21 protein-coding genes and 1 riboswitch are annotated in these 26324 nt (G+C 34.4%); of the genes, 6 read left to right on the forward strand and 15 right to left on the reverse strand.

Going from position 1 to position 26324, the window contains the following annotated elements; all coding sequences use genetic code 11:
* Positions 1 to 8 precede the first annotated feature (8 nt).
* From SO785_RS03705 to recQ, 3 genes are all read right to left on the reverse strand, one after another.
* Positions 9 to 2531, reverse strand: a complete 2523-nt coding sequence (locus SO785_RS03705; protein ID WP_003547181.1) for an AAA family ATPase — start codon at positions 2529 to 2531, stop codon at positions 9 to 11.
* Positions 2532 to 2603: 72 nt separating this feature from the next.
* Positions 2604 to 3056, reverse strand: coding sequence for a flavodoxin family protein (locus tag SO785_RS03710; RefSeq protein WP_003547179.1), 453 nt, complete (start codon positions 3054 to 3056; stop codon positions 2604 to 2606).
* A gap of 84 nt (positions 3057 to 3140) precedes the next feature.
* A complete protein-coding gene (gene recQ, locus SO785_RS03715) occupies positions 3141 to 4913 on the reverse strand; it encodes a DNA helicase RecQ (protein WP_003547178.1) in 1773 nt (590 codons plus the stop codon).
* A gap of 160 nt (positions 4914 to 5073) precedes the next feature.
* On the opposite strand from recQ, the gene SO785_RS03720 reads away from it, so the two are divergent.
* Positions 5074 to 6414: a TrkH family potassium uptake protein gene (locus SO785_RS03720; RefSeq protein ID WP_011254311.1), complete on the forward strand. Its 1341-nt coding sequence runs from the start codon at positions 5074 to 5076 to the stop codon at positions 6412 to 6414.
* Entirely contained in the window at positions 6407 to 7078 is a 672-nt protein-coding gene (locus tag SO785_RS03725; protein WP_003547171.1) for a potassium channel family protein, read from the forward strand. Before SO785_RS03720 ends, SO785_RS03725 begins: the two co-directional genes overlap by 8 nt.
* Positions 7079 to 7514: 436 nt before the next feature.
* Here the strand turns inward: SO785_RS03725 and SO785_RS03730 are convergent, their stop codons facing one another.
* Together SO785_RS03730 and SO785_RS03735 are read right to left on the reverse strand one after the other, a co-directional pair.
* Positions 7515 to 8777, reverse strand: a complete 1263-nt coding sequence (locus SO785_RS03730) for a methionine gamma-lyase family protein (protein WP_003547168.1) — start codon at positions 8775 to 8777, stop codon at positions 7515 to 7517.
* A gap of 26 nt (positions 8778 to 8803) precedes the next feature.
* Entirely contained in the window at positions 8804 to 10897 is a 2094-nt protein-coding gene (locus SO785_RS03735) for a putative ornithine decarboxylase (RefSeq protein WP_003547166.1), read from the reverse strand.
* Positions 10898 to 11134: 237 nt separating this feature from the next.
* Here SO785_RS03735 and SO785_RS03740 point away from each other — a divergent pair, with 237 nt between their 5' ends.
* Both SO785_RS03740 and pepV read left to right on the forward strand, forming a co-directional pair.
* A complete protein-coding gene (locus SO785_RS03740) occupies positions 11135 to 12607 on the forward strand; it encodes an APC family permease (RefSeq protein WP_011254310.1) in 1473 nt (490 codons plus the stop codon).
* Between the two features lie 119 nt (positions 12608 to 12726).
* Entirely contained in the window at positions 12727 to 14130 is a 1404-nt protein-coding gene (pepV, locus tag SO785_RS03745) for a dipeptidase PepV (protein WP_003547162.1), read from the forward strand.
* A gap of 44 nt (positions 14131 to 14174) precedes the next feature.
* Here pepV and crcB read toward each other — a convergent pair whose 3' ends face one another.
* Both crcB and SO785_RS03755 read right to left on the reverse strand, forming a co-directional pair.
* Complete coding sequence (crcB, locus tag SO785_RS03750; protein ID WP_003547161.1) at positions 14175 to 14549, reverse strand: fluoride efflux transporter CrcB; 375 nt, start codon at positions 14547 to 14549, stop codon at positions 14175 to 14177.
* 1 nt (position 14550) lies between these two features.
* A complete protein-coding gene (locus SO785_RS03755) occupies positions 14551 to 14940 on the reverse strand; it encodes a fluoride efflux transporter FluC (protein WP_011254309.1) in 390 nt (129 codons plus the stop codon).
* A 42-nt stretch (positions 14941 to 14982) separates the two neighbouring features.
* Positions 14983 to 15041, reverse strand: a riboswitch (Fluoride riboswitch).
* 117 nt (positions 15042 to 15158) lie between these two features.
* Here SO785_RS03755 and SO785_RS03760 point away from each other — a divergent pair.
* Positions 15159 to 15971, forward strand: a complete 813-nt coding sequence (locus SO785_RS03760) for a site-specific integrase (protein ID WP_003547157.1) — start codon at positions 15159 to 15161, stop codon at positions 15969 to 15971.
* A 26-nt stretch (positions 15972 to 15997) separates the two neighbouring features.
* On the opposite strand, the gene SO785_RS03765 is transcribed toward SO785_RS03760, so the two are convergent.
* On the reverse strand, positions 15998 to 16852 hold the full coding sequence (locus tag SO785_RS03765; protein ID WP_003547155.1) for an alpha/beta hydrolase: 855 nt from the start codon (positions 16850 to 16852) through the stop codon (positions 15998 to 16000).
* Entirely contained in the window at positions 16849 to 18117 is a 1269-nt protein-coding gene (locus SO785_RS03770; RefSeq protein ID WP_015613355.1) for a PTS transporter subunit EIIC, read from the reverse strand. The genes SO785_RS03765 and SO785_RS03770 overlap by 4 nt, the downstream gene beginning before the upstream one ends.
* Positions 18118 to 18319: 202 nt before the next feature.
* On the opposite strand from SO785_RS03770, the gene SO785_RS03775 reads away from it, so the two are divergent.
* Positions 18320 to 18724, forward strand: a complete 405-nt coding sequence (locus tag SO785_RS03775) for a hypothetical protein (protein WP_003547151.1) — start codon at positions 18320 to 18322, stop codon at positions 18722 to 18724.
* 169 nt (positions 18725 to 18893) lie between these two features.
* On the opposite strand, the gene SO785_RS03780 is transcribed toward SO785_RS03775, so the two are convergent.
* The 6 genes from SO785_RS03780 to topA all read right to left on the reverse strand — a co-directional run bounded on the left by SO785_RS03780 (position 18894) and on the right by topA (position 26265).
* Positions 18894 to 19793, reverse strand: a complete 900-nt coding sequence (locus SO785_RS03780) for an aldose 1-epimerase family protein (RefSeq protein WP_021874080.1) — start codon at positions 19791 to 19793, stop codon at positions 18894 to 18896.
* Positions 19794 to 19950: 157 nt separating this feature from the next.
* Positions 19951 to 21351 (reverse strand): ATP-dependent protease ATPase subunit HslU, encoded by a 1401-nt coding sequence (hslU, locus tag SO785_RS03785; protein ID WP_011254308.1) that lies wholly within the window; start codon positions 21349 to 21351, stop codon positions 19951 to 19953.
* Between the two features lie 11 nt (positions 21352 to 21362).
* Positions 21363 to 21887 (reverse strand): HslVU peptidase proteolytic subunit, encoded by a 525-nt coding sequence (hslV, locus tag SO785_RS03790; protein WP_011254307.1) that lies wholly within the window; start codon positions 21885 to 21887, stop codon positions 21363 to 21365.
* 9 nt (positions 21888 to 21896) lie between these two features.
* Entirely contained in the window at positions 21897 to 22805 is a 909-nt protein-coding gene (xerA, locus tag SO785_RS03795) for a site-specific tyrosine recombinase/integron integrase (RefSeq protein ID WP_003547143.1), read from the reverse strand.
* Positions 22805 to 24121 (reverse strand): methylenetetrahydrofolate--tRNA-(uracil(54)-C(5))-methyltransferase (FADH(2)-oxidizing) TrmFO, encoded by a 1317-nt coding sequence (gene trmFO / locus SO785_RS03800; RefSeq protein ID WP_021874079.1) that lies wholly within the window; start codon positions 24119 to 24121, stop codon positions 22805 to 22807. Before trmFO ends, xerA begins: the two co-directional genes overlap by 1 nt.
* Positions 24122 to 24147: 26 nt before the next feature.
* The gene (gene topA / locus SO785_RS03805; RefSeq protein WP_003547140.1) at positions 24148 to 26265 is read right to left on the reverse strand and encodes a type I DNA topoisomerase; all 2118 of its coding nucleotides are present in this window, start codon (positions 26263 to 26265) and stop codon (positions 24148 to 24150) included.
* Positions 26266 to 26324: the final 59 nt, after the last annotated feature.

Below are 26324 nucleotides of genomic sequence, written 5' to 3' on the forward strand. Positions count from 1 at the left end.
CTAATAAATCAATTATTATCTTTAAACATATCAAATTTTCCGCAATAAACAGCTAGATATTGTGTTGTTAAACTATGTGGATCTTTAATCAAATCCATAACTCTACCACTTGCTACAATTTGACCACCATTATTACCACCTTGTGGTCCCAAATCAATAATATAATCGCAATTAGCAATTAAATTTAAATCGTGTGTAATCGTAATCAAAGTTGCACCCTGATCAAGCAACTTCTGCATCACTTTAACTAATGTCTTAACATCTAATGGATGAAGACCAATTGTTGGTTCATCAAAAACAAATAAAGTATCTGATTGTTTGTGACTCAAATGTGTAACTAATTTTAAACGCTGAGCTTCTCCACCAGATAAAGTCGGAGTACTTTCACCTAGATGTAAATAATCTAGTCCCACTTCTTTTAATAATTTTAATTCACGTTCAATCTTAGGAACCCTTTTAAATAAAGGTAATGCCCCTTCAATATCTAAATTTAAAATGTCTACAATAGACATCCCCTGCCATTTAACTTGCTGCACTTTTTGATTATAACGATCACCATGACAAGTTGGGCAAACCTGTTGCATATCAGGCAAAAATTGAATATCTAATGTAACAATTCCCGTCCCACCACAAGTTGGACATGCTCCTTGCTTGTTATTATATGAAAAATAAGTTGGAGTAAAATGTTTCTCTTTAGCTAGTGGCTGACTTGCAAACAAACGCCGCAAGTTATTCATAATTGAAGTATACGTAGCTACAGTTGAACGGGTACTCTTACCAATCGGGGATGCATCAACACCAACCACATTTGAAACAGGTGCAGAAAAATTAATGATTTGTTTAGGTAACTTTTCATTTTTACTTTCGGCTTTAATAGCGGGTACTAAACTATCCAAAATTAAAGAAGTTTTACCTGCACCAGAAAAACCCGTCACTGCAGTCAATTGATTTAACGGTATATTTGCTTTAATATCTTTTAAATTAAAATAATTTTTGACTTCAAATGAAATGCCATCATTATTAATTTGATTAGCTATTTTTCTGGCAAGAAGCTGAGCACTACCATCAAGATATGGTCGAATTAAAGACTGTTGATCATTCTTGATAGTACTTATTGGTCCATGATCAAGAATTTGACCGCCCTTTTCTCCAGAACCTGGTCCTATTTCAATTACCTCATCAGCAGCTGCAATAATATCTACATTATGATCAACAACTACTAGAGAATTTCCTTGATTTACTAACTTACGTAGCACCTTAATTAGTCCTGCAACATTAGCTGGATGAAGGCCTATTGATGGCTCATCAAGTACATATAAAACTCCAGTTGTTTCTGTACGTAAGGTTCTCGCCAATTGAATCCTTTGAAGTTCGCCAGTAGATAAAGTATTTCCATTTCTAGCCATAGTTAGATAATCTAAACCTAAATCTAATAATGGTTGAAGATTATCTAAAAATTCTGCAAATAAGGCATGTGCCATTTTATGCATATTAGCGGGTAACTCTGCTTGAATTTGATCTGCCCAAGTAGGTAACTCACCTAATTGTTTTTGAGAAACTTGATTGATGTTACTATTTCCTACCCATTGCTTTAACAATTCTGGCTTTAATCTACTTCCATGACAAACAGGACAAATTGAATACGTAAAAAATTCTGCAATTCTTTTTTGGGCACGTTCACTTTTACTTGTTTGTGCAGAACGATAAACAGCTTGATGTGCATTTTCATAAAGCACGTTAAAATCATGAAATACCCGCCCTGTACCAGATAAGAAATCCATTTTATATTTTTTCTCTGGCCCATTTAAGACAAAATCTTTTTCTTTAGCAGTCAGATCTTTATACGGAATATCAATTCTAACCCCAGCATATTCAGCAACATTAGGCATAAAGTTTCTGCCAGGTAAACTCCATGATGCAACAGCCCCCTCTTTAATAGAAAGATTTTCATCAGCGATAAGTTTATCTTCATCAAGTTGGCGAACTTTACCAGTCCCACCACACTCTATACATGCACCCTCAGAATTAAATGCAAACTGTTCTGCACTTGGAGCATAAAAATTTTCGCCACATACAGGACAAGTTAACTGACCCATTTTTTCACCTGACAGACTCATTGATTCCGCAATTTTTAAACTGGGCTTTAATCTGTGCCCATTAGGACAAACAGGTGAGCCCAACCGTGAAAAAATAAGACGTAATATATTGAAAGTTTCGCTCATTGTTCCTACAGTGGCTCGCTCATTAGGAACACTTGGTCTTTGACGTAATGCTAGAGCAGATGGGATATGCTTAACGGAGGTTACATCCACCTGACTTCCTTGTTTAATTCTTCTGCGCATATATGTAGATAACGCATCCAAATATCGCCGTGATCCTTCTTCATACAAAATCCCCATTGCTAAAGAAGATTTACCAGAACCAGATAATCCAGAAATTGCTACGAATTTATTTAATGGAATATCAACATCAATATTTTTTAAATTATGAACACGACCGCCACGTACTTCAATTTGATTCGGAATTGTCATTAATTATCCCTTTCTAGCAAAATAAAAAGTCATGAAAAATCATGACTCTTCTATAGTGATTAACTATTTAAATTATTTACTCCATTTATCAACTTCACTATCATCTCTAGCCACACCAATAACATTCAAACCATCTGCCCATTCATTAAAGTGACTAACATATGCTTTATGATTTGTTCCAGCTGAAGTAAAGAATGATGCAACTTCGCCTCTATAATTCTTCATTTGATCAAGTAAAGTTTTGATTGGAGTTGCAGGATAGCCTGACCAAACTGGACTACCAATTAAGATTAAATCATAATTATTATAATCTATATTATCTAATTGGATTTCTGGAAAATCCTTATTTCCTTGAATTTGATCTAATGCGATATCTGAAGTCTTATACATATCAGCATCAAAAGTTCCTTCAGATACTTTTACTTCTTTGAGCTCGCTATCTTTAATTTCACTATTGATCTTTTCCGCCATTTTCTTGGTTTCACCAGACCAAGAATAATATAAAATTAATGTTTTTTTAGCCATAACTTAGTCCTTCCTTCATTTAGACATATTGTAATAAAAAAATATTCTCATGCCAATATAAAGGCGCTTATTTTATGATAACTTTTAATTTTCATATTCACTTATAGCATTTATTACAATATCACCATATCTTTCCATTTTAGCTTTTCCTATACCCGTTACCTGTAAAAGTTCAGTCTTATTCTGTGGTTTTATTTTGGCCATATCATGTAAACTACGATCCGAAAAAATCATGAAAGCAGGTACTTTTTGTTTTTGAGCAATCTCCCACCGCTTTTTTCTCAATAATTCAAACAGATTTGCATCTTCATTATGATCAAAAATACGTATACTTTTTTGCACCTTAGCAATTCTTCTTTTTACAATAGTTTTACCATCAAGTACATCCCAACCTCGATTAGTTACATGAACTAATGGATATTTGGTCCCCTCTACTTCTAAATATTTAGAAGCAATTAAATAATCAATTAAACTAATTGTTGCCTTTTGATTTAATTTCAAACTACCAAAATGTTTATATTGTTTAGCATTAAGTTCTCTCATCTTTTGATTATCTGAACCAGTTAAACATTGCGCTACAATATTTTTACCAAAGCGTCCATCCAGTTCATAAATCATGGCAATTACCTTTTGTGCATCGGAAGTAATATCCACTAAATCATCTTGATTTAAACAATTAGAGCATTTACCACATGGCTCACAATCTTGTCCAAAATAACGGACAATATATCTTTGTAAACATTCACCGGTATTAGCATAATCAGTTATAGACTGTAATTTTTGATACTGTAATTCACGATATTTTTCATCAGCGTTTGATTTATCTATAAAATAGCGATATTGTCTCAAGTCACCTGAGTGATAAATCATAATTGCTTCACTTTCCTCACCATCTCGACCAGCACGACCTGCTTCTTGATAGTAACTCTCAATATTTCTAGCACTTGAAGCATGAATAACAAAGCGAACATTACTTTTATCAATTCCCATTCCAAAAGCATTGGTAGCTACTATCACTTGAAAACGATCAAATTGAAAAGCCTCTTGAACATCTTCTCGTTCTTTATTTTCCATTCCGCCATGGTATGCTCCAACTGAAATATTATTTTTAGCTAAATAATTAGTTAATCCTTCCACTTTTTTGCGTGTATTTGTATAGATAATTCCTGCATGATCAGGATGCAACTTAATATATTTAGCAATATACAGTGGTGTATTTTGAGGGAAAGCGACCACTTTAAAGCTCAAGTTTGGCCTTGTAAAAGAAGTTATTATAGTATTTTTTTTAGGAATATTTAATTGTTCACTGATATCATCTTGAACAGCGGGTGTAGCAGTAGCTGTTAATGCTAAAACATTGGGATTACTTTTTAAAGAAGTAATCCCTTCATATATTCGCCGATAAGCCGGACGAAAATCATGTCCCCATTGCGAAATACAGTGAGCCTCATCCACTGCTACCAAAGCAATATCTAAAAAATTTAGCTGATATCTGAAATAATCCATTGCCAACCGTTCAGGTGTGATGTAGATTAACTTGATCTTTCCTTCATAAGCCTGTCGCAAAATAGGATTAACTTTTTCTTGTGATGTTGCTGAATTTAAAGCTGCCGCATTAATCCCATTTTGCTTTAATGCATCTATTTGATCTTTCATCAACGAAATCAAAGGTGAAATAACTAAAGTAATCCCTGAATTCATCAGTGCTGGAACTTGATAGCAAAGTGATTTCCCTGCACCTGTCGGCATTACTGCTAATACATTTTGTCTATTTAAAACTAAATCGATAACTCTCTTTTGACCTGGACGAAAACTATCATAACCAAAGGTTTGTTTTAATACTTTTTCTGGATTCATAGATTTTCCTAACTTATATGAAACATTTTCCTTATTTTAACAGATTTTTTTGCTTTTTTTCTTTATCACGCAGATAGCCGAATTTTTGCAGTTCAATCAAGTCATGCCTGTATCTAAGGATTATAATTAAAGTATTCCAAGTCAGAAAGAAGGAAAAACATTGATACATCTCTTCCACCGACGTATCACATTCTCACTAGCTTTAACCATTGGCTTTTTAATTTTGATATTTATCGGAAGTATTTTATTATCACTACCTTTTGCAGACAAAGTGGGACGTGCAACTGATTACTCAGATGCACTTTTTACTGCAACATCAGCAGTCTGTGTCACAGGATTAAGTACAGTTACAACGGCAACACACTGGTCATTCTTTGGGCAATTAATTATTATGATTTTAGTCGAAATAGGCGGTTTAGGTTTCATGACTTTTGCTGTTATGCTTAGTAATTTTGCTCATCAAAGAATGAGTCTAGGCGCCAGAATGCTGACTGAGGAAGCACTTAACCTACATCACCTTTCGCAGCTTCGCGTAGTACAATTAATTATTAGACTTTCATTAATCATTCAATTAGTTGGAGCTGCACTACTTTTTATTGCATTAGAGCCATCCTTAGGAGTTAAAAAAGGTATCTGGTATAGTCTTTTTCACTCAGCAGCAGCTTATTGTAACGCGGGTTTTGATTTATTTGGTCCATCAGTTGAACAGCTTAACAATAATCCGTATATTTTAACTGTATTTATGCTTTTAATTGGCGCTGGCTCATTTGGTTTTCTAGTATGGCGAGACTTACTAACATATCATATTCGCCATAAGATTACCTTGCACACTCGCTTTGCTTTAACAGTTGGTTTGATTATTTTAGTATTATCAATCATTGGCTTTTTATTTAGTGAGCAAAATCTTAAGCAGTTTAGTAGCAGCTTAAATGGAGTAGATCGATTTTTTAACACCCTATTTTTAGCAGTTACGCCACGAACGGCTGGATTTTTCTCAGTTCCTTACACTAAACTAAGTACTGCCGGAATCGTTATTACTATTATTTTAATGTTTATTGGTGGTACTCCTGGTTCAACCGCTGGAGGTGTTAAGACTTCAACTATCGGTATTCTTTTCCTGCAAAGTATTGGAACATTTACTGGTAAAGAACCTGCATTTTCTCATCGTCGGTTCACCCGTGATAATATTAATCGCGCATTGACCTTATTCTTTTCTGCAATTTTATTAATCATCTTAGCTACATTATTATTAACGATGACTCAACCATCCTTAGGTCACAATGGTGTCACGAAGGCTGTTTTTGAAGCTGTTTCTGCATTTGGCACAGTTGGATTAACACTAGGACTTACCCCGCACCTTAATTTATTCGGAAAAATTATTATTATGGCTTTGATGTTTATCGGACGTGTTGGTATTTACACATTCATGTATTCTATTTTCAAATCACATCCTTCAAAACAAAGTTATCGTTATCCAGAGGAGGAAATTATCATTGGCTGATCAAAGTTTTGCTGTTTTAGGTTTAGGAAAATTTGGTATGGCACTAACTGTAGCTCTTTTAAAGGCTGAACAAGATGTGCTTGTAATTGATTCAAACGAAGAAGTAATTAACGATGTTGCTCACTTAGTTACTCACGCTGTAATTGCAGATGCAACTGATGAAGACGAACTACGGGATTTAGATATCGGCTCTTTCGATCACGTTTTCGTCACTATGGGAGAAAACGTCGAAGGGAGTATTATTACCACTATGCTCGCCAAAAAGCTTGGTGCTCCTGATGTTACTACTCGTGCAAATAACCATAATCACCGTTTAGTTCTAGAAAAAATTGGTGCTGACCATGTAATTGAGCCTGAGCAAGATATGGCACGTCAACTAATTTTTCGTCAGCTTCATCCAAATGTGGTTAACTACTTTAACCTTTCTAAAAATATTTCTCTAATCGAAGTTAGTGTAGAAAATTCACGATTTTTTAACCAATCACTTGGTGATTTAGATTTTCGTAAAAACTATGATGTTAGCGTCATTGGTATTGTTCATGATGGAAAATTGAATCAGGTTCCACTTGCTACAGATGTCATTGCTCCGCATGATCAAATTACCTTAATCGGCTCAAACAAAGCAGTTCAAAGACTTGACGATATCTTGCGAGAAGAAAAATAATTATTGAATATATAAAAACAACCTTGAGAACATATCATTCTCAAGGTTGTTTTTATTATTTATTATTTTTCTGCCTTATCTTTATCCATTTTAATCTTCCTCACTAGAAATTTTCTTAAGTGTATTTATAAGTACATCTCAAGACCACTTTGATGAGCATAGTCTTCAATCTGCTTCATTCTAGGAGTTAATTCATGATCTGAAGATTGAAGTACTTTTTAGGTGGATTAGGATCAAGTTGGTAAGCTTAAAATTCAAGTGAAACTTTATTCTCTAAAAGCCTAAATCTTTAATAGCTCTCTTCATGTTATTTGAACCAATATTTAATTTACCTTTTTTGCCCCTTCAATTTATCAACTATTAGTAAGCTTTAAATGAAAAAGAGTAATGTAATCTTTTTGCTCAAATGAAAAAGGCATTTAAAATGCCCTTTTCATTACTTATAAAATGTTTCTTCAACTGCATGAGTAATGGCAATCTTATCATGTGCGTAAGATAAACCACCTTGAATATACAGCATATATGGATCACGAAGTGGACCATCAGATGATAATTCAATAGTTGAACCTTCCACAAATGAGCCTGAAGCCATAACTACTTCATCTTCATAACCATCTTGGTGATATGGAATTGGATCAACAAATGAATTCATTGGTGAATAGTGTTGGATTGCAGCACAAAATTTAACCATTGGATCTGGCTTGCCAAAAGTAACAGTTTGAACAATGTCACTACGAGGATCACTCCACTTAGGTGAAACTTCCATACCCATTTCTTCTAAAAGCGCAGCAGTAAAGACCATACCCTTTTGTGCTTCACCAGTAGTATGAGGTGCCATAAAGAAACCTTGGTAAATATCACGTAAGTAGCCCCAAGTTGCACCTTCACCTTTACCAGCACCTGGCACAGTTAAACGTGAGCCGGCACCATCAATCAAGTCTTGGCGACCTACTAAGAATGCACCACCTTTAACTAAACCAGCACCGGCATTTTTGTAAAGTGAACCAGCCATCATATCTGCACCATAGAAAGTTGGTTCTTCACATTCAGAAAATTCACCGTAGCAGTTATCAATAAAGATATTAACGTCAGGACGAACTTCCTTAATGAACTTAAGCATCTTCTTGATCTTGTCCATAGTGAAAGTCTTACGAGTTGCATAACCTAGAGATCTTTGAATAGCTACAACCTTAATAGATTTATCTTGAAGATCTTTCTTGGCCTTTTCATAATCAACTTCACCATCATCTGTTAATTCGGTTGTCTTGAAGTTGATACCCCATTCTTTCATGTTGCCTGGCTTATTACCTGCTAATCCAATAACTTCTTGAATAGTGTCATATGGAGTACCAGTCAAGTAGTAAAGAGTATCACCTGGACGAAGCATACTGAAAAGACCCACGGTAATTGCATGTGTACCTGAACCAAATTGTGGTCTTACTAAAGCATCATCCACCTTGAAGTAGTCTGCATAGATATCTTCAATCTTGTCACGACCGATATCATCGTAACCATAACCTGTTGATGGAACTAAATCTTCTTCACCAACATGGTGTTTTCTAAATAAATCAAGAACACGTTGTTGGTTATACAAAACTTGTTCATCAATTTCTTCAATTCGAGGTTGAATCATCTTCTCAACCTTAGTAACTTTTTCCTTTAATTCTTGTGGTAAATTCTCTTTCCAAGAAAAACTCATTCTTTACTTCCTTTTCTTCTTTATTTCTATTTCTTAATAACTTCAGCTTGTACTCTCAACGTACCATCAGCATTTTGATCCAAATATACTCCTTGAATTTCTGGCACAAAACCTGGAAATTTTTCAATTGCATGTGCCAAAACTTCGAAGTACTTTTGATCAATTGTGCCCCACTTTTCACCAGGAGCTACAATAAAGACTCCCGGTGGATATGGCAAAGCACCTTCAGCTGCGGTTTCACCTACCACATCTTCAAGGTTGACTACTTTATTTTCATTACGCTTAAACATTTGATCAGCTTCTGCAGGAGTCATCTTGTAATCTTGCATCCCCGGCTTTTCAAATAGTTCTTGCTGCAAAACAAAAGTATTATTTTCTTTATAGTATTCGTGCATTTCTTGACAAAGATGCTTAACAGTGTAGCCCTTGTAGCGATCAGGATATTCTTTGTACAAAACTGGAAGGACATCCTTTACCAAACCATCATCGTTATAATACTTTTCAAACTTCAAAAATGCATCAAGCAAGGTATCAAGTTCTTCTTTAGTATCACCTGGTGTTAGCAAGAACAAAAGCGAATTCAAGTCGTTCTTTGCACGAATAATATGATTTTCCATCAAGAATTCTGCTACAACTGCACCTGGAATACCTGTTTCTTCATATTTAGCATTCTGGACATCAATACCAGGAGTTTTTACCGTAATCTTGAGTGGATCGATCATTGCTTCGCCTTTACCCATCTTAGTAAACCCATGCCAATTATCTTCTTTGCTCATATTCCAATACTTAGCATTAGTTGCCAATTCATTAGTCGGAATATCTAAAAAGTTAACTGGAACAAATGGCTTAAATAATTTAGACTTCTTTAGAAGTTCCTTACGCCATTCAATACCCATACGCAAGATTTCATCCCACCACTTTTTGTTACCTTCACCAGCAGTAACATAAGAGTTAACAGTCAAAGATGCATAAAGTGGATAGGCATATGAAGAAGTAACAAACTTCAAGTATTCATGGTTAAAGTGCTTGTGGTCAACATAGCGCTTTTGGCCTTGAATATGGGAGTCCTTCTTCAAAATTTGAGAAGCCTGAGCCATACCAACTTGTTGCTTGTGCAGTGATTGAGTTACCAAAATACCAGGATCATCAGGCCCTAGGTTAAGGAGTAATGGTGATAAGTGTTTCATAATTGGAACAAATTCTTCAAATCCGCCCCATGCACAATCGAATAAGATGTAGTCACAAAGTTTTCCGATTCGATCAAGAATCCACTTAGCATCATAAAATATACCATCATAAGTTTCAGCTTGCACAATGGCTAATCTGAATGGACGCTTTAATTTAGCTTTTTTTGGATCAACTTTGGCAATTTCAGCTCTAATTTTATCTTCTGTTAAAAAGTCAGGGTCCATTTCGCCAATTAATCCCAAAGCATTGCGATCAGTTGGAATATATACAGGCTTAGCACCGCTCATAACTAATGCGCTATTGTATAAGGACTTGTGATTATTACGGTCAAATAATACTAAATCACCTTCAGACAAAAGCGCACTTGCACAGATAGAATTAGCACTAGTTGTACCATTCGTACAGAAATACACTTTATCAGCATGATAAGTTTCTGCCGCCTTTTTCTCTGCGTCAAGTGGTGTACCCGTATGAGTCATCGTATCACCCAATTGAGGAACGGTATCGCTTGTATCTGCAAACATCATATTCTTGCCAAAGAACCTATTGAATACTACACCAGCGGGATGCAAATCAAGGTATTGACCATTATGGTGACCCGGCGTAGTAAAACTAATCGGTTTAGCCTGAGCGAAATTAATCAAATCAGTTAAAAAACCGGGCACCATTTCATGTTGATAGTTCTCCGCTTTTTGAATTATATCTTGTTTTACTTTTGAATCAACTTGCTGCTCTACTTCAATCACAGGAATCGGAAACCCAGATTGTTTTTTTAATTCATCAGCTTTTAATTTAGCTAAGATATCATTTTGCTTAATGACAATAGCTGCAAGCTCCGCACTATTTTCAGCTTGACCAATTGGAACTAATGTCCAATCTTTTAATTTATCGATACTAACATTATTTCCAATAGCTATTTTTAAAAAATCCATCTATTTCCTTTCTAGGTTTCATATAAATCTCGTTATCATATTGCAAAACTTAAATAAATCTTTATAATCTTTTTACAGAACTGTGCATTTGTTTTACTTATTCATAAAATAAAGCACATGTATATAACAAATTATATAAATATTGGGGGTTTTAAACAAGTGCATATGCCATGTTCTCCTCCAAGTATGGAAGTTTAAGTGTTGAAAATTGAATAACTATACTTGGAGGAAAATTTCATGTCAGAAGAAATTGAAACTATTAATTTCGAACCCGGCAAAAAGCATTATATGAGTTGGCCAGTCATTGCTTTGATTGACTTTGTTACTATTATTAGTTTTGAAAATATTTTTTATCCATTTCAAAACCAAGGATTATCCGTTGTTGTTTCTTGGATCTTCCTTTTATTTGCTTATGTTATTCCTTATGCTTTGATGTGTAGTCAAATGGGGTTGACTTTTAAAGATCAAGCAGGTGGACTTGCTTCTTGGGTTCGTCATTCATCAAATGATACTTTAGGTTATTGGACCTCTTGGATGTATTGGGTACAAACCGTCCCTTATCTAGTTGACGTATCCAATTCAGTTATTGTTTCATTCTCTTGGATTATTTTAGGCAATAATACTTTAGACAAGCACATGTCTACTTTCTGGTTCGGAATCTTAACATTTGTAATTATTTTGGCTTTTATCCTGATAGAAAATGCTATTAAGAACTCACTTGAGCTTCTTTCTTTAATCGGTGGGGGTGCCATGTTCATTATGTCTATGCTGTTTGTCTTACTTGCAGCTTGGGCCGTTATGCATGGTCATCATATTGCTACTCAGCCATTTAACTTAAGTGCATTTAAACCATCGTTTAGTTTGAGATATTTCTCAACTACTGGTTTATTGATTTTTGCTATGTCTGGTGCTGAACTTGCTGCGCCTTACATTGTACAAATGCGAGATCCAAAACACGAATTTCCTAAAGCAATGTGGATGCTAGCTATTATGACTGGCTTTTTAACCATCTTTGGTACTTTAGCATTAGCACTCTTCTTTAATGCTCACCATATTCCACACGACTTTAAGATGAACGGACCTTACTATGCTTTCCAACTTTTAGGGGAAAGTTTAGGCTGGGGTAAAGTCTTAATGTACATCTTTGCCGTCGTTCAAGCCATCTTTATGATGGCACAATTAGCCGTGTTACTAGATGCATCTAGTCGTGTATTCGCAGGTGACGTTGCCGATAAGTACATGCCTAAGTGGCTTACCGGCAAAAAGGACAAGACAGGACGTCCGATCCACTCTTACACTTTGACTTGTGGCTTGGCTTTATTCTTGCTTTTACTTACTGGTACTTTACCAAATATCAATTCTATTTATAATTGGTTATTAAACATTAACGGTATTATTTCACCATACAAAACTTGTTGGGTATTCTTTGCTTTTATCATGATGCGTATGCACCAAAAGAAATTTCATTCCGATTATGTTTTTATAAAAAATAGAACGGGTGCCCTAATCATGGGTTGGTGGTGCTTAATCTTCACTTTCATCTGTGCTACCTTAGGTTTTATCCCTCAAGAAGCAGAAGCTACATTTGGTAGTACCGCATTTAATCACCAATTGATCATGAATATCATCACAGTTACCGTACTCTTTGGATTAGGCTTCTTATTGCCTTGGCTACGTAGACGTGAAGAAAAACGTGAAATGAATATATAACTAAGAAAAAGAACCGGTTAAATCGGTTCTTTTTCAGTTCTGACAATTATTTACATTGCTAAAAGTAATGAATTTCTGATAAAATTTTAACTAACGAAAAATAAGAAAAGAGGGAAAATATGAATTTAGATTATAAGGAATTAGCTCAAGCTAAAAAAGAAGATATTCTTCGTGATCTTGGCGAATTAATTGCAATTGACTCGTCAGAAGATTTAGACAATACATCTATTGAATATCCTGTTGGTCCTGGCCCAGTTAAGGCAATGAAGAAGTTTTTATCATTTGCTGAACGTGATGGTTTCCACGTTAAAAACGTTGATAACTATGCTGGTCGCGTTGATTACGGTGAAGGTGAAAAGCGTTTAGGCGTTATTGGGCATATGGATGTAGTTCCTGCCGGTGATGGCTGGGTTACAGATCCATTTAAGATGATTATTAAAGATGGAAAAATCATTGGTCGTGGTTCAGCTGATGACAAAGGACCTGCTTTGGCAGCTTATTACGGTATGCTTTTACTTAAAGAAGCTGGCTTTAAACCTAAAAAGAAAATTGACTTTATTGTCGGTACTAATGAAGAAACTAATTGGGTTGGTATTAATTACTACTTAAAACATGAACCGACTCCTGATCAAGTTTTCTCACCTGATGCGGAATATCCAATTATTAATGGTGAACAAGGCATCTACACATTAGAACTTAATTTCAAAGACGATAAGCCAAAAGGCTCAGTAGTCCTCAAGAAATTTAAAGCCGGTATTGCTACAAATGTTACACCACAAAAGGCTTTTGCCACTATTCAAGCTGACAATCTTGACGAAATTAAAGCTAAATTTGGTGAATTTCTGGCGGAAAATAATCTAGAGGGACATTTTGAAATTGATGATAATATTGCTCAGATTGAATTAACTGGCCAAGGTGCTCATGCATCTGCTCCACAAGTTGGGCGTAATGCTGCTACCTTTTTAGCTTTATTCTTAGATCAATTTGACTTTGCAGGTCGTGATAAAAATTATATTCACTTCTTAGCAGACGTTGAACATGAAGACTTCCAAGGTAAGAAATTAGGTGTATTTCATCATGATGACTTAATGGGTGATTTGTCATCCGCTCCTTCTATCTTTGAATATGAAGAAGACGGTGTTGCCATTCTTAAAGACAATATTCGTTATCCTCAAGGTACAGATCCAAGTACAATGGTAAAACAAGTTACCGAAAAATTTAGCGATATTTTAAGTGCTAGTTTTGACTCATTTGAAAAACCTCACTATGTACCTGGTGATGATCCACTAGTTCAAACTTTACTTAAGGTTTACGAACGTCAAACTGGTAAAAAAGGACATGAAGTTGTTATCGGTGGTGGTACTTATGGCCGATTATTCGAGCACGGTGTTGCATATGGTGCTCAACCTGAAGATGCGCCAATGGTTATGCACCAAGCAAATGAATACATGAAAGTTGATGACTTAATTGATTCTATTGCTATCTATGCTGAAGCAATTTATGAATTGACTAAAGAAGCTTAATTAAAAAAGAGTAAACGCACAAAACACGTTTACTCTTTTTTGACTTAAAATAAAATTGCCAAATAATAGCCTACAAAAACTAAAATTAACCCTCCTAAATAAGAAGACAAAGCATAAAAAATAAATCCCCGATAGTTTTTACTCTTATATAGTTCCACTAATTCAGTATTCATAGTTGAAAAAGTTGTATATCCTCCTAAGACTCCAGTACCAACAATTGCATAAATAAAGACGTTTGTTTTAATTCCAAAAATAAATCCTAAGATGAAAGCCCCAGTTAAGTTAATAAATAGAGTTGGTGTGGGTAAATTAGAGAATTTATTACCAATCCATTCCCAATGCTTTTTTCCATAATTAGTGATTGCATATCGCAGCATTGCTCCTATTGAGGCGCCTATTCCCGCTAATAAAAAATTCAACTTAATCTTCCTTTCTCAATAAATTTCCCACTTGCTTACCGGCATTCATTCCTAAATAAGCAAAACAAAAACCAAAAATGATTGAACTCAAAAAATAAATTAAAGCAGTTATTGGCACATTAGCTTGTATATTCTTTAAAACATCCAAATTAAAAGTTGAAAAAGTAGTAAATGCCCCCACAAAACCTGTTCCTAATCCAACTGTTAACCATTGTCGTACATCTTTAAATTCCATAAATAAATACGTGAAAAATGCTAATAGAAAACAACCAATAATGTTGCCCCAAAATGTGCCATAAAAGCCAAAACTAGAATTTAACCATGCACGTGCTATTCCACCAAAAAAAGCAAAAATTGCAATACTAATGTAATTACCAGTTTTTGTAGACAAAACGAATTCCTCCAAACAAAAAACGTCCACTCCACCCCTTGGGATAAAGTAGACGTCATTAGATTTCTCGATTAACGGTGAACGTCATCACCTTTTTACTTTACAAATAAAAATATACAACTTCTTTTTTTAAATGGCAAGGTTTAAGTTGGAAAATAATTTAGTAACAATATACTTGATGCTATAATAAAAAGAAATAATTAGAAAGGAAAAATACTATGAGCTTTCCTTATGAAAATAAATTTCGAGCTTATTGCAAACAAAAAAAGAAATTAGCTGATTCTACCATCTCTCTTGCTTCAAAATCAATAAGTACTTTTTGGAATTACTATACTGCTAATGTTGGCAAAGATGCTGATATAAATGAAGTCAAGGCTGGCGATATTCGTAACTTTTTAGCATCACTAGAAGAGAACCTCCACATGAAAAGCAATACGGTGAATAAATATCTTAGTCATATTAAGATGTATTTCGTTTTTTTAAGTGAATATGGTTATATTATTACCTATCCTTTATTAACTTTACGTGGTAACAGATTTGATCGCAAACAAAAGTATATTATTAATTGGATGGACCATATACCTGAAATAGCTAAAATTAAAGGAATACATCCTGAAACAATTAAAATGATGGCAGCAGTTGCTGTAGGATTTAAGCCTAAGGAAATCGTGGTCTTAAGGACCAACACATTACTAGATTTACTTAAAAATGATGAAATCAAGCAATACATAATTAAGCACACAGATTATTCAAATAATGATAATCCATACATATTCAGTCGTAAAAATGGTGAACATTATGCTTCAGATTTCAAAATTAACCAAACAATTGCACCTGACCGTTCTAAAATTGGGATGCAATTAACATCGCATAAATTGAGGATGAGCTTCGTCTATTCAATTATTTCCAATCATAAATTATCCGATAATGAAATTCTACAAACGCTGAATATTTCAATAAAGTCACTTAACTATTACCGTAAGAATTTAATGCTTTACGTTGCTACAGAAGATTTTCAACTACCAAAATAAGCTAAGAAATTTTCTTAGCTTATTTTTTATCTTCTATTATTTCTGCCTACTCTATCTGTATCATTTAATACATATTCTTCAATTAATTGCAAAACCTGATTGTTTTGAGGTAATTCCGAATGCTGAGCCAATCGTCCTGTAACTGTGATCTGAGTATAATGTTTTACCACACCTTGATAAATATACTTACCAGCTTCCACACTAGAAACAGGTACAATACCATCAGCTACATAATTTTTAGTTCCTGCCACTGAATACATAGTTAAATATTTAGGCAAATTTTTTCTATTCTTAATAAAGTCTTTTAACATTTGTGTTGGACGGTTTGATGTTTCCGCAAAGTTATACGGTGAGCCAATTGTCATTAAAACTTTCATCCGAATAAGTCGATTACTTGTTGTATTGAAATAATTCTCTAAAAATGCAGTATAGATAAGACCACCATTTGAGTGACCAATTGCCTTAAAATTATTAAAGTTATAGCGTTGCTTTAACTCATTAAAAGCAAGATTAAACCATTTTGCCTGCTTCTTAATATTGCTATAACCATCATGATTATTTTGAAAACCAACTACAATAAAAGGTTCATTATCTTGACGTCTTATTCGTCCTGTGAAAACCAATTGACCATTTTCTTTAACATATACTTTAAGCAAACTATGGTTCTTATGGTCTCTTTCATTAATTTTTTGTACTAATGTGTCAAAACGATTAATAGATGCTGAACTTCCTGGAATCATAATCACAGGTGACATCCTAGAATCCCGTCTCATTTGTAATTTAGTTGCATTCTGATTTGCATAAATTGTAGCTGGAATAGCCAATACAATGGTTATTATTAAAATTACTATAGGACACAAACATTTTTTATATATTTTCATTTTAAACTTTCCTCGTATTTATCAGCGACTTTATTATCTAATTTAACAAAAGGTAGATAGATACAAACATCTACTATTAAAATGAAAATTGTATAAATCAAAGCTAAATTATTTCCGCCAGTTCCCATTAAAGGTCCCAAAATACCTGGTAGACCATCTGGTACTGGATAAACTAATGGTGGAAACATTTTAAGTAAGATTGCAATACTACCTAAAAACATATTCACAATTGGCGTTAAAACAAATGGTATTAAATAAATTGGATTCAAAATTGTTGGTATACCCAATACTAAAGCAAAATTAACGTTAAAAAAAACAGGTACAGAACTAGCTAATGCAACTTTTTGCTTTTGCTTTCTATTACTAAGTAAAATCAAAGCAATGACTAAAGCTAGTGTAGCGCCAACTCCACCAATTTTTCCAAATCCATTAAAAAGTGCTTGTAAGGTAAAAGGATACGGGATATTCCAAGGTGTCTTATGGGATAACGCATATGACAAATTAGCAATAGATTCACTACCAAAAATATTACTACTAAAGTTTAATGTTCCAGCATATCCTAACCACATAGTAAAGGCAGTAATTAAAGATATCAAAATTGATAGGCCATAACTACTATGTTGATTAGCTACAGTTGATACACTTTGAGCAACTATACGATCCATTTGATATTGCCGATATGTTGCAAAAGCTAAATGAATCAATAATGCCACAGCTAACACAATTAACATGGGACGAATATTAATAAAAATTTCTTTAATAATATCTCGATCTTTAATACGCGGAATATCATGCCCTACTTTAGCAAAAACTAATCCTACAAAATACCCCACAATAATACCGCAAATGAACCAAGTCGCACCATAATAACTCATTTCCACTCGTTGAGTATTGCGAATAGTATGAACAAAAATCAATATATATGACGAAACACTTGCTATACCTACAATACTAGAAGCTTTTCCATAATGTCGCATTGTTAGTTCTGCACTGACAAATGCCGCATAAAGTGCAAAAATTCCCGTTGTAGCTAAACTAACATCATTAACTATTGCACTAGCAAAATTATGATCTGGAAACCATTTGGTTATATTGGTTAAACGACCAAAAAAACTATTTGTCGTTAAACAACTATTAACCAATGTCCAACAATATGTTCCAATCAAAGCAACAGGAAAGAGCGAGACCATTGTCTGTTGTAAGATTTTTATAAAAGTTAATTGTTTGTACTTAACAAGCCAACTAACTATTTTATCCTCATTCATAAAAATCCCCTTTTTCATTTTTCTTTAAATATACATTTTTAAAAGAAAAAGGACAAGAAAAAAAGCGTTTCAAAATTTAATTTATTTTTTCTATTGTAATGCAAAATAGTTTACTACCGTGTGTATTTACTTGATATTTTTTAAGAATAGACCTAGACTGATCGTGTATTAAGTAAATATATATATTTAGGAGGTTCATATTATGGCAGATTACAATAAAAGACAATTAAAAGCATTGGACAGAATTGCTAAGAAGATTTCTGATGCTGAAAGTCATTTAACTAAAATTGAAGAAAGTGAACCTGATAAGCGCCACCGTACTGCACAACACGAAACTATTAAAGATATCAAGTCTATCTTAAAACATGCTAAAAAAGTCGGCGAAGACGATATCAAGATCGAAGCTGAAAAAGATGACAGTAAAGACTCTGTGTATACCACTGATGAAGCTGGGGTTATCGATGATCTTAAATCTGAATTTAAAGATCTAGATGACAAGCTTAGTCATTTGAAAGACGAAGACGGTTATGACATTAAACGTTATAGAGCAGAACATCATTCACTAGAAAAAGCAAAAGAAATTCTTAAGAATGCTCATAAATTTTAATTAATTTGTATATCTAAGAAATAAAAATCCTATTGATAAATATCAATGGGATTTTTATTTTTGTTTCATCAAACCAAAAAATCGAGTTATTTTGTTAAATAACTCGATTTAAATACCTTTTTCACCATCAAACTATGAAAATTACTAGGTACATCTTCATTAAAAATTTTTATTTTACCTCATCTGTAGTTGAATGATATGTCATACTAAAACCAGCTTGAAATTCTTTTCCTGGTTTTAAATGATTCATACCATATTTGTGTTCTAAGTCACCATCAGCATCATCACGGTCAGCAATTCCCCACCATGGCTCAATACATACATAGTTATCCGTTTTTGGATATTGTGACCAAATACCCACAAATGGTGCATCCCTTGTCCAAACATTTACGTGAAATTTATTTTTATCTGTTCTAAGCGAAACCTTATTATCATTTCCACGTAATTCATAGATTAAAGCATCATCTTTAAACAAATCATCACTTAATGCAATTAAACTATCAGTAGGCGCAAGTGAACGATTATTCCAATCAAGACTAGCATCTTTAAGAGGAATTCTAACACGGGTTACTGATGGATGCATATCAAAATAAAAGTCTTCTTTATTTTCACCATGATCAGTTGGTAAATTGAAGCCTAGATGTCCACCAACGCCAAAAATCATAGTTTCATCAGATTTATTAACAACACTAAAGTTTTCTTCAAGTAAGTTGTTCATTAAATTATAGTTTACTCTAAACTCAAACTTGAATGGGTAAACTTTACGAGTTTCTTCATTGTCTTTCAATAAAAAAGTAATACTTTCTTTGGTATGATTTTCTACTTCAAAATCAGCATTTCGGGCAAAACCATGTTGACCTAAATGATATGTTTTACCCTTGTAGGTATATTCATCATTTTTAAGACGACCTACAATTGGAAAAAGCACAGGGGCATGCCGTCCCCATATTTCAGGGTTTGCTTGCCACATAAATTCTTCATCAGTATGTGCACTTTTTACACTTTGAATTTCAGCACCATGATCTGAGATCACGACTTTAATCATATTATTTTCAATTGTATAATCCATAACTTACTTATCCTTTACATATCAAACAATAAAAAAACATAATGTAATCGCTTTGATTACCTATATTTTAACATTATTGGCTGAATATAACAGAATATTTTTATGCAAAAAAGCACTTAGAATTTACATTCAAGTGCTTAAAATATACAAATTATTACTAAAGAATAAACTTAGTTAAATCCTTATTCATGATGATATCACCAAGCTTTTCTTCAACATAAGCTTCAGTAATAGTAATTTCACCCATTTCCATATCTGGCCCTTCGTAAAGAACATCTTCAAGCAACTTTTCTAAAATAGTAGAAAGGCGTCTTGCACCGATATTATCAGTTCCTTGGTTAACATCGAAGGCAATTTCTGCAATTTTATCAACTGCTTCTTGAGTAAAAATCAATTTAATTCCGTCAGCTTTAAGCAGTGCAATATATTGCTTTAAAAGTGAGTTTTGTGGGTCCTTCAAGATCTTAACAAAATCATCTTTAGTTAAAGCGTTAAGTTCTACTCTAATTGGAAAACGACCTTGAAGTTCAGGAATTAAATCACTTGGTTTACTTTCAGCAAATGCACCAGCTGCAATGAATAAAATATGATCGGTTGAAACAGGACCATATTTTGTATTAACTGTTGAACCTTCAACGATTGGCAAAATATCTCTTTGTACACCTTCACGAGAAACTTCACCAGAATTACGCTTATTACCAGCAATAATCTTATCAATTTCGTCGATAAATATAATACCATTATTTTGGCTTCGTTCAATTGCACGTTGGTAAATAGTATCATAGTCAACTAATTTACGTGATTCTTCTTGAATTAAAACTTCACGTGCTTCTCTAACTGGTAAAGTACGCTTAACCTTCTTTTTAGGCATAATGTCATTAAGCATTGAGCCCATGTCCATGCCCATTTGTCCCATCATATCGCTCATTGGATTAGCTTTGGGAGCTTGCTCAACTTCAATAGTAACCTCACGGTCTTCAAGAAGATCCTTATTTAATTTTTCAGCTACGTCCATTCTTTGGTTACGAACTTCTTCACTAATTTCCTCTTGGTTATTATTAGTTTGGTTATTCATTCCACCCATTAACATGGACATCATATCTTGCATCTGTTGTACTTGATTCTCACGTTTTTCACGCTTTTCGCCAGGTGCAAGCAAACGAACTAATTCTTTATTAGCCTCTTTAGTAGCTTGAGGTTTTACACGTGCAAATTGGTCTTTTTCTTCCATCCTAACGGCTTCGCCAACTAAGTCACGCACCATTGATTCAACGTCACGACCAACATAACCAACTTCAGTAAATTTAGTTGCTTCAACCTTAACAAATGGAGCTTCAACAATTGTAGCTAAGCGGCGAGCAATTTCAGTTTTACCTACACCGGTAGGACCAGCCATAAGTAAGTTCTTAGGTGTGATTTCACGTTGCATTTGTTTTGGCAATTGCATTCTACGATAGCGATTATACAAAGCAATCGCTACAGATTTTTTTGCTTCATCTTGGCCAATAATATATTCATTTAAGATTTTAACTATTTCTTTTGGGGTCTTTATAGCCATATTTTTTACTCCTAAATTTCATCAGTAACAATATGATCATCAGTAAACACGTCAATACCTGACGCAATCTTAACTGCTTCATGTGCGATCTCATCGGCTTTCATTTCTTTAGCATGACGTGTCATTGCAATGGCTGCAGCTTGAGCGAAATTACCACCTGAACCAATCGCTACAACATTTTCATCAGGTTCAAGAACCTCACCATTTCCTGAAATCAAAAGAAGATCTTTATCATCAAAAGCGATCAGCATTGCGTTTAATTTTTGCAAAGTTGGATCTTTACGCCATGCTTGTGCCATTTCAACAGCAGCACGGCGTAAATCACCACTATAACTTTCAAGCTTTCCTTCAAGCATATCTTGTAAACTTACAGCATCCGCAACACCACCGGCAAAGCCGATAACTACACGATCATGGTAAATACGACGAATTTTTCTTGCAGTTGCCTTAGCAATTACTTTTTCACCTAAAGTAACTTGACCATCTCCAGCAATAGCTGTTTTTCCATTAAATCTTACTGAACAAATTGTTGTCATTATTAAATCTCAACTTTCTTTATTACGAGGAAAATATTTTTCATAATCTGATTTCAAATGAGCCATTGTCACATGCGTATATATTTGTGTAGCAGATAGACTACTATGGCCTAATAATTCCTGCACACTACGTAAATCAGCTCCATTATTAATCATAGCTGTCGCAAAAGTGTGACGTAGCTCATGTGGATGTACTTTACCACTTATTCCTGCCTGATTAAAAGTTTTTTGCATTACATATTGGATTCCACGATTACTTATCGGCTTACCCAAATTACTTAAAAATACATGAGGTTCATCTTCGTTCTTTAATAACTTAGGACGAGCAATTTCAAGATACTTAGTCAAAGATCTTTTCGTCTTATCGTCAAAGGCAACATAGCGATCTTTTTTACCCTTTCCATGTACCAAAATAGTCTGCATCGTTAAATCAATTTGGTTTAAGGTTAAACTACTAACTTCACTAACTCGCATCCCTGTTGCATAAAATAGTTGAAACAAGGCCAAATTGCGCACAGTCAACGGTTTATCTCCGCTTAACGAATCAAAAACTTGTTTAATTTCTGGTTCATAGAAAAATTCCGGAAGCTTTTTTTCTCCTCGCCTTAAAGTAATCTGTTGTGTTGGATCAACCTGTACAATTTTTCTTCTAGTCAAAAAACGATAAAAAGAATGCAAACTAGACATTTGTCGTAATTGACTACTTCTAGCTAACTTTCTATCAGACAAATGCTGCAAATAAAGTTGAATATCTCGTTCTGTTATATTCTTCCAGCCATTATAGCCGCCATTTTCTTTTAAAAATTTTTCCACTTCTAATAAATCTGTTTTATAAGAAGCAATCGTTTTAGAACTATAATGTCGTTCATTTTGCAAATAAGAAATAAAAAGGGTTAGTTCATCATTTTCTTTTATCATTAATCTAAAACTTCTGTTTTAAATGCATCTAAACTAGCTAAACCACGCTCACTAATCTTTTCATGGCGTTCACGCTTTTTACGAATTTTCTTACCTTCCAGAGCTGGTAAAAGAGCAAAACTAGCATTCATTGGTTGAAAATGCTTAGCACTAGTTGTAGTTACATAATTAGCCATTGAACCAAGTGCCGTATTCTTAGGAAACGCAACAGTTTCTTTCCCTAATGCTTCACGTGCTGCATTAATTCCAGCAACTAAACCACTTCCTGCACTTTCAACATAACCTTCAACACCAGTCATTTGTCCAGCAAAAAACAATCCAGGACGATTCTTTGCCTCATAACTAGCTGTTAAAACGTTAGGCGAAGCCATGTAAGTATTTCTATGCATCTTACCGTAACGAACAAAACGAGCATTTTCTAGGCCAGGAATCATTGAAAAGACACGCTTTTGTTCACCAAACTTAAGGTGAGTTTGAAAACCAACGATGTTATACATTGAAGTTGCTGCATTATCTTGACGAAGTTGCACAACGGCATATGGAGTTTCGCCTGTATGAGGATCTTCAAGACCTACTGGCTTCAATGGTCCAAAAAGCATTGTTTTAGCTCCACGAGCTGCCATCACTTCAATCGGCATACATCCTTCAAAGACATCACTATTTTCAAAGCCATGTAGTTGAGCTGTTTCCGCCTTAATCAACTCATTAGCAAACTTTTCATATTGTTCTTTAGACATCGGACAATTCAAGTATGCAGCTTCACCACGATCATAACGTGATTTTTTGTAAACAATATCCATGTCAATTGAATCAGCTGCTATGATAGGTGCCGCTGCATCAAAGAAATGTAAACTATCAGTACCTGAAAATGCTTGGATTTGTTTTGCTAAGGCATCACTTGTAAGCGGACCTGTTGCAATAATAGTAATTCCATCTTCAGGGATTTTAACTATTTCTTCTTCATGCACCGTAACATTATCCATACCTTTTAAAGTATCAGTTACATATTTACTAAAACTATCACGATCAACTGCTAATGCTCCACCAGCAGGTACTTGAGTCATATCAGCAGCTTTCATAATCAATGAATCAAGATGACGCATTTCCTCTTTTAAAAGACCTACGGCATTTGATAATTGATTTGAACGCATCGAATTAGTGCAAACAAGTTCTGCAAATTCACCAGTCTCATGAGCTGGCGTTTCTTTTTTAGGCCGCATCTCATAAAGATCTACATGAATTCCACGTTTAGCCAATTGCCAAGTAGCTTCGCTACCTGCGAGTCCTGCTCCGATTACAGTTACATTTTCTGGCATTAAATCACCTTTTATTTTCTATAAAATTATTTGTCCGTTTCGCCTTCTTGTGGCTCTTCTTTATAATCACCATTTGGACACAAAACAACTGGACCTTTCTTAGAGTGTTTTTCTACTAAAAAGTGTCCGTCATTTGGACAATTTCTCCCAATTGGTTTATCCCATGAAACAAAATCACATTCTGGATAACGTGAACAGCCATAAAACTTTCGATTTCTTCTCGACTTCTTTTCAACGACTTCACCTTTACCACATTTTGGACAAACCACGCCAATTTCCTTAACAATGGGTTTAGTATTGCGACAATCTGGGAAACGTGAACATGCGTAAAATTTACCATACCGCCCCATTTTAATTACCATTGGAGCACCACAGATATCACAATTAAAGCCAGCAGGTTCATCCTTAATTTGAACCTTTTCAATTTCGCTGTCTGCTTTAGTTAATTCTTTCTTAAATGGTTGATAATACTCATCAACCACATGAACCCATTCTTTCTTTCCGTCTTCAACTTCATCCAGCTCATTTTCAAGATGTGCTGTATAGTCAACGTTAGCAATATCTGGGAAGAATTCTTCAATTAATGTATCAACAATTTCTCCCAATTCAGTTGGAACAATTGAACGACCATCAAGTTTAACATAATAACGACGTTGAATAGTATCAATTGTCGGAGCGTATGTTGATGGTCGACCCACACCGTTTTCTTCCAACGCACGAACTAAACTGGCTTCAGTATATCGTGCTGGAGGCAAAGTAAAGTGTTGTTTATTATCTGACTTAGTCATTTTGACTTTATCGCCTTCTTGTAAGTCTGGTAAATCAACACTTTTTTCTTGTTGATTATCATAAACTTTGGTAAAGCCTGGGAATTTCATTTTAGAACCAGTAGTTCTAAACATTACACCATTTTGAACAATATCTGCTCTTACTGTATCGTAAACGGCCGGAGTCATTTCACTAGCCAAAAAGCGTGACCAGATCAATTTATATAAACGATATTGTTCTGTAGTCAATACACTCTTTAAAGATTCCGGTGTTCTATATACGCTAGTTGGTCGAATTGCTTCGTGAGCGTCTTGAGCATCTTCTTGGTTTTTAAAATGTCTTTGACTTTTAGCAGCAAATTCAGCACCATAATTTTCGTGCAAGAATTTAGAAGCTTCTTGTTGAGCAACTGGTGAAGTACGCTTAGAGTCAGTTCTCATATAAGTAATTAAACCTACAGTTCCCTCTTTTCCTAAACTAATTCCTTCATATAGTTGCTGAGCAATACTCATTGTTCTACGAGTTCTATAACCAAGACGTTTATTAGCTTCTTGTTGCATTGTTGAAGTAGTAAATGGAGCAGCGGGTTGACGACGACGTTGTCTTGAAACAACATTTTCTACTTCGAAGTTCTTTCTCTTATCAATTTTAGCTAGAACTTCTTTGACAGCATCATTATTAGGTAATTCCTTTTTCTTACCATCAATCCCATAAAATGATGACTTAAAAGTATCTTTTCCTTTACTAAATTCAGCATCAATTGACCAATATTCTTTTGGTTTAAAGTTTTTTATTTCTTTTTCACGGTCAATAACTAATTTTAAGGCAACTGATTGAACTCGACCAGCACTTAACCCCTTCTTAACTTTAGCCCATAAAATCGGTGAGAGTGAATAACCCACAATTCTATCTAAGACACGTCTAGCTTGTTGCGCATCAACAGTATCCATATCAATGCTACGTGGATGCTTAAAGCTTTCTTTAACAGCATCCTTAGTAACTTCATTAAAGGTTACACGATTCTTAGCATTTTCATCTAAATCAAGAGCATGAGCTACGTGCCAAGCAATTGCTTCTCCTTCACGATCGGGGTCAGATGCTAAATATACTTCTTTAGCTTTTTTAGCTTCACTCTTCAGCTCCTTAATCGTATCACCCTTACCACGAATAGAAATATACTTTGGTTTGTAATTATCTTCAAAGTCTATTCCCATCTGTGACTTAGGTAAGTCACGAATATGCCCTTTTGAGGCAATAACGTGATAATTTCTACCTAAATATTTTTCAATAGTTTTGGCCTTTGCAGGAGATTCCACAATGACCAATATTTTTTTACGTTTTTTAGTTTTTGATTTACTCTTTGCTTTAGTAGGCATTAAATGCCTCCTTATATAAATATTATTTTTACTAATTATACTGTCAGATTAAATAATAC

This window comes from Lactobacillus acidophilus, from assembly GCF_034298135.1.
Classification (GTDB): Bacteria; Bacillota; Bacilli; order Lactobacillales; family Lactobacillaceae; genus Lactobacillus; species Lactobacillus acidophilus.